A 4247-nucleotide genomic window follows, 5' to 3' on the forward strand; every position below is an offset into this window, starting at 1 on the left:
TTTTAGCTAAATGTTTAGTAGCTGCAGTAATAATCAATCTAGATACTTTAATTCCGAAACCTTCAGCAAAGGTATCTTGTATTTTTACACCATTAATTTCCATATTTTCACCAAAATTTTTACAAAAAATTAATTTTTTGTGATAATAAGATTTATGATTATAAATTAAAATAAAGTTTTCTATTTAATCATTCAGCTCATCTTCAAGAGCTTCGCTGAGCTCGTCATTTGATGAACCAAATGAAATCTTGTCAAGAACTGAAGAACCATAATGGGGTAAAATGCACATACCCACTATTGTAGCCAACCAAAATGAGATTAGCCTTTCAATAACGGTTGCTGCAGCACTTATAGATGGGGTGATTCCAGCGGCTGAATAAAAAACAATCATAATACCGTCAACAGCACCCAAACCTCCAGGTAGAAGAGGAATCATTCCGACTAATGAAGCAATGATGAACACTTCACCTATGATGACAGGACTGATATCTGCTCCAAAAGCCAAAAATACAATGTAAACCCTTAATATTTCAGCTATCCAAATGACAAATGACAACGGCAAGGCATAATACATTACTTTTTTGTTATATATGACAAGTTTCATAGTATTTTGGAAATCGGCAATTATATTATGGATTTTTTCTTCCAATTGCTCTGAATTTTTCTTATAAAATCTCCTAACAAGACCGATAATCCACCCATCAACTCTTTTTCCGAAGTTAGGATTGATGGACATGTAAATAATTATTGCCAAAATAGCAATAATGGCAATGACTGCCAAAATCATTACAATTAGCAACCATAAGTCAAAACTGAAATAAAAAATCATTCCAATTATTGTAATGACAGCCAATACGACAAATGGAAATGTGTCCAAAGCACGATCAGCTACAACAGTTGCAAATGTCTCCTGCATAGGATAATTTTCTTCCTTTGCTAAAATGTAAGCTCTTACAGGTTCACCCCCACCACGACCTGATGGAGTGATGTTATTTATCGCAAGCCCAACCAAAACCATTGGAAGCAATTTCATTGTACTGCACTCAATGTCCACTAAATCATTGAGTAGTTTCCAACGGATAGTGTATAAAAAATAAGTACCTATCTGAAAAACGATAGCTAAAGCTATTAAATATGGATTAGCTAATTTAAGTGCGCCTACGACTTCATCTATTCCCACAAAATAAAGCATTATTACTAAAATAACAATACTTAACCCCATGAAAAACATTGATTTTTTATCCATCTGTATTATAGTTTAATTTTTAATTACTTATAAGTTTATATAGAATTTTATTCAAACAATTAGAATAATGAGGTATATAACAAAAACGGATTTGTTGATAGTTGCGAATAATTCGGGAGCAGTGATGATAGGAATAGGCCTTATGTGCTTAGTCCCATTAATTTTTGATTTGATTTATTTTGAATTTGATATAATCAGTTTTATAGTTCCTGCCGCAATTTCAATAGGTTTGGGTGTTATATTCATAAAATATTTCGAGAAATCTAGTTTCAAGAAAATGAGATTGAAACATGGTATGATCATTTCATCCTTCGCATGGCTTTGGGCAAGCATAATCGGAGGGCTTGTTATTTCACTTGCCACAAATCTGCCTATTCTAGATGCAGTATTTGAAAGCATGTCCGCATTAACCGGAACCGGAATCACCATGTTTAACGATGTAGAAATATTACCTCACAGCATACTATTTTTTAGGTCTTTCGAACAATGGATTGGTGGTTTAGGAGTTGTTGTCATGGTTATTGGAATATTGACAAGACCCGGAACTGTATCATCCAAATTATACCAATCAGAAGCTCGCGAAGAACGTATCAAGCCAAGTATTAAAACCACACTGGAAAAAACATTGGAAATATATGTAATTTATTCAATCATAGGCATTATATTATACTCACTTGCCGGAATGCCCCTTTTTGATTCTATCTGCAATACATTCCACATAATCTCCACTGGAGGAATGAGTATTAAAAATGCAAATATGGGCTATTACCACGACAACGTGATATACTTTATCTCAATTATCCTGATGATACTTGGTGCAACAAGCTTTTTAGTCCATTATAAGGTTATCAAAACAAGGGGAAAATCATTGATTGAGGACCTGCAGTTTAAAATTATAATCACAGTAATTGCAATTGTAACTCTCATGCTGTATTTCGTGTCCAATGTTTATCCTATGGACTTGCTGTTTACTGTAGTGTCTGCGATTTCAACAACCGGAGCAAGCGTTGCCCCACCACAAGTAATGGCTAACTGGCCACCATTTGTGATAATATGCTTAATGTGCCTGATGCTTACTGGAGGTTCAAACGGGTCAACAGTAGGTGCTATCAAGCTCGTTAGGATGATTACCTTTTTCAAAGGAATATACAGACACGTCAGAGAGATATTATCTCCTGAAGGAAGAGTCGTGCCTGTGAAATTGCAAGGGCGTAAAATACCTGAAAAAGCAATTGCCCAATCCGGAAATTTCATTACACTTTATATGATGTTCATAATGTTTACTTGGGCATTATTCTGCCTATATGGATATGATCCGTTCAGTAGTTTATTTACAGCAATGACCCTACAAGGAAACAATGGATTGGAACTTGGAATCATAAACGGTTCCTTGAATCCTGTGCTAAAAGTAGTGAGCATGTTCGACATGTGGACTGGAAGGCTGGAAATATACCCAGTACTGATTACCTTGAGAGCAGGATTTGAAATTTTCAAAAGATAAAATTTATATTATGAAAAAATAAATATTGATTATCAATTATTAGAGGGAATTTTATGTACGCAATAATTATGGGTGGAGGCCGTGTAGGACTTGCTCTTGCAAACTTATTGATTGATAGTGGATTTGACATCACATTAATTGAAAGTGACGAAAGTTTATGCAGCGAAGTGGCATCAGAGCTTGATGCTCTTGTTATACATGGAAACGGAACTAGCTCAAAATTACTAGAAGAAGCTAATATTGAAGATGCAGATTATTTCATAGCGACAACAGGTAATGATGAGGCGAACCTGCTTTCATGCATTTTAGTTAGAAAATACGATGTCGACACAATTATTGCACGTGTAAGTAACCCTGACCACGAAGAGGCATTTAAAGAAGTTGGAATTGACAGGGTAATAAGCCCTGAAATAAGTGCTGCCAGAGATTTGGCCCAATTTGTAACAAATCCTACTGTATCAAAATTGACCACAATAGGAGAAGGGGATGCTGAAATTATCGAAATGACCATTACAAACGACAAGGTTATTGGAAAACGTTTTAAAGACATATCCCCATCAAAAGATTATATTATCATTTCCACTTATCAAAATGGTAAACTGATTATTCCCCAACCTGATGACGTCGTTACTCGTGGGGCGAAAGTTTCAATTCTTGTTAAAAGAGGAACCTTGAAAAAGGTATCCAAAAAATTAGAAAATTAAATAAAGTTATAAAAAGGAATAAGACATTCTAATATGTTCTTTTCCATTTTTTTCAACTATTGGACCATGGCCTGGATAGATTCGAACAACATCCAAATTCATTAATTTTTCAACACTATTTTTCATGTCATTGTAATCTCCGCCAATGTCCATTCTGCCGACACCGCCGCCTGCAAAGATTGTATCACCAGATATTAGATTTTCACCATCCCACAAGCAGATTCCACCGCTGGTGTGTCCGGGAGTATGTATTACTTCAAAATCCCCAACCTTATCTCCTTCTTCAAGTTCAATATCAACTCTTGAATTGTCAATTCCATCAGAACCAAAAGCGGATAATGATGTCCCTAAAGTGTCCTCATTCCTCATTGAAACAGCATCCAATTTATGAACAGCTATTTTTGCATTTGGGAAAAAGTGATTACCACCGATATGGTCAAAATGACAATGAGTGTTTACAACCAATTCAATGTTTTCCGGATCTGCGCCGTTTTCACGAATCTTTGAAAATAAATAATCCTGATTTTTTCCGGCTCCAGTATCGACTAAAATATTATCATCAATCAAATAACAGTTAGAATCGTAATTAAATCCCATGATAAAAACAATGTTAGACATAAAAGATAATATTGTTACGAAAGTAATTAAAATTTTTGAAAAAAAGTTTGATATAAAGTGGGGTCACAGGGATTTGAACCCCGATCCTGGGATATCTCTTGCCTCAGTACTCCAATTGTTCATCACAACGGATACTGTTCAGTTACGCGTATATTTCTTCAAAGACAACTGGAGTCCC

Annotated in this window: 5 protein-coding genes and 1 pseudogene; 3 read left to right on the plus strand and 3 right to left on the minus strand. The window is 35.1% G+C overall.

The genetic code is table 11. The features are described from left to right. Both Q0W25_RS08835 and Q0W25_RS08840 read right to left on the minus strand, forming a co-directional pair. A pseudogene (locus tag Q0W25_RS08835) lies at nt 1–103 on the minus strand (formylmethanofuran--tetrahydromethanopterin N-formyltransferase); the annotation flags it as partial. 81 nt (nt 104–184) lie between these two features. Then, on the minus strand, nt 185–1246 hold the full coding sequence (locus Q0W25_RS08840) for a UPF0104 family protein (protein WP_298521232.1): 1062 nt from the start codon (nt 1244–1246) through the stop codon (nt 185–187). 124 nt (nt 1247–1370) lie between these two features. Here Q0W25_RS08840 and Q0W25_RS08845 point away from each other — a divergent pair, with 124 nt between their 5' ends. Together Q0W25_RS08845 and Q0W25_RS08850 are read left to right on the plus strand one after the other, a co-directional pair. Next, complete coding sequence (locus Q0W25_RS08845; RefSeq protein ID WP_298521234.1) at nt 1371–2747, plus strand: TrkH family potassium uptake protein; 1377 nt, start codon at nt 1371–1373, stop codon at nt 2745–2747. 53 nt (nt 2748–2800) lie between these two features. Beyond that, on the plus strand, nt 2801–3451 hold the full coding sequence (locus Q0W25_RS08850) for a TrkA family potassium uptake protein (RefSeq protein WP_298521236.1): 651 nt from the start codon (nt 2801–2803) through the stop codon (nt 3449–3451). 6 nt (nt 3452–3457) lie between these two features. On the opposite strand, the gene Q0W25_RS08855 is transcribed toward Q0W25_RS08850, so the two are convergent. Further along, nucleotides 3458–4069, minus strand: a complete 612-nt coding sequence (locus Q0W25_RS08855; RefSeq protein WP_298521238.1) for an MBL fold metallo-hydrolase — start codon at nt 4067–4069, stop codon at nt 3458–3460. Between Q0W25_RS08855 and Q0W25_RS08860 the strand changes: the two genes are divergently transcribed. Further along, on the plus strand, nt 4059–4247 hold a 189-nt coding region (locus tag Q0W25_RS08860), incomplete at its 3' end, for a hypothetical protein (protein ID WP_298521240.1). The two genes, Q0W25_RS08855 and Q0W25_RS08860, sit on opposite strands and share 11 nt — an antisense overlap.

It is taken from the genome of uncultured Methanobrevibacter sp., assembly GCF_947166415.1.
Classification (GTDB): Archaea; Methanobacteriota; Methanobacteria; order Methanobacteriales; family Methanobacteriaceae; genus Methanocatella.

Excerpts from the sequence above, each read along its gene's own strand:
- Q0W25_RS08855 (WP_298521238.1), bottom strand. The coding sequence starts at position 4,069 with ATGTCTAACATTGTTTTTATCATGGGATTTAATTACGATTCTAACTGT.
- Q0W25_RS08850 (WP_298521236.1), top strand. The coding sequence starts at position 2,801 with ATGTACGCAATAATTATGGGTGGAGGCCGTGTAGGACTTGCTCTTGCA.
- Q0W25_RS08840 (WP_298521232.1), bottom strand. The coding sequence starts at position 1,246 with ATGGATAAAAAATCAATGTTTTTCATGGGGTTAAGTATTGTTATTTTA.
- Q0W25_RS08845 (WP_298521234.1), top strand. The coding sequence starts at position 1,371 with ATGATAGGAATAGGCCTTATGTGCTTAGTCCCATTAATTTTTGATTTG.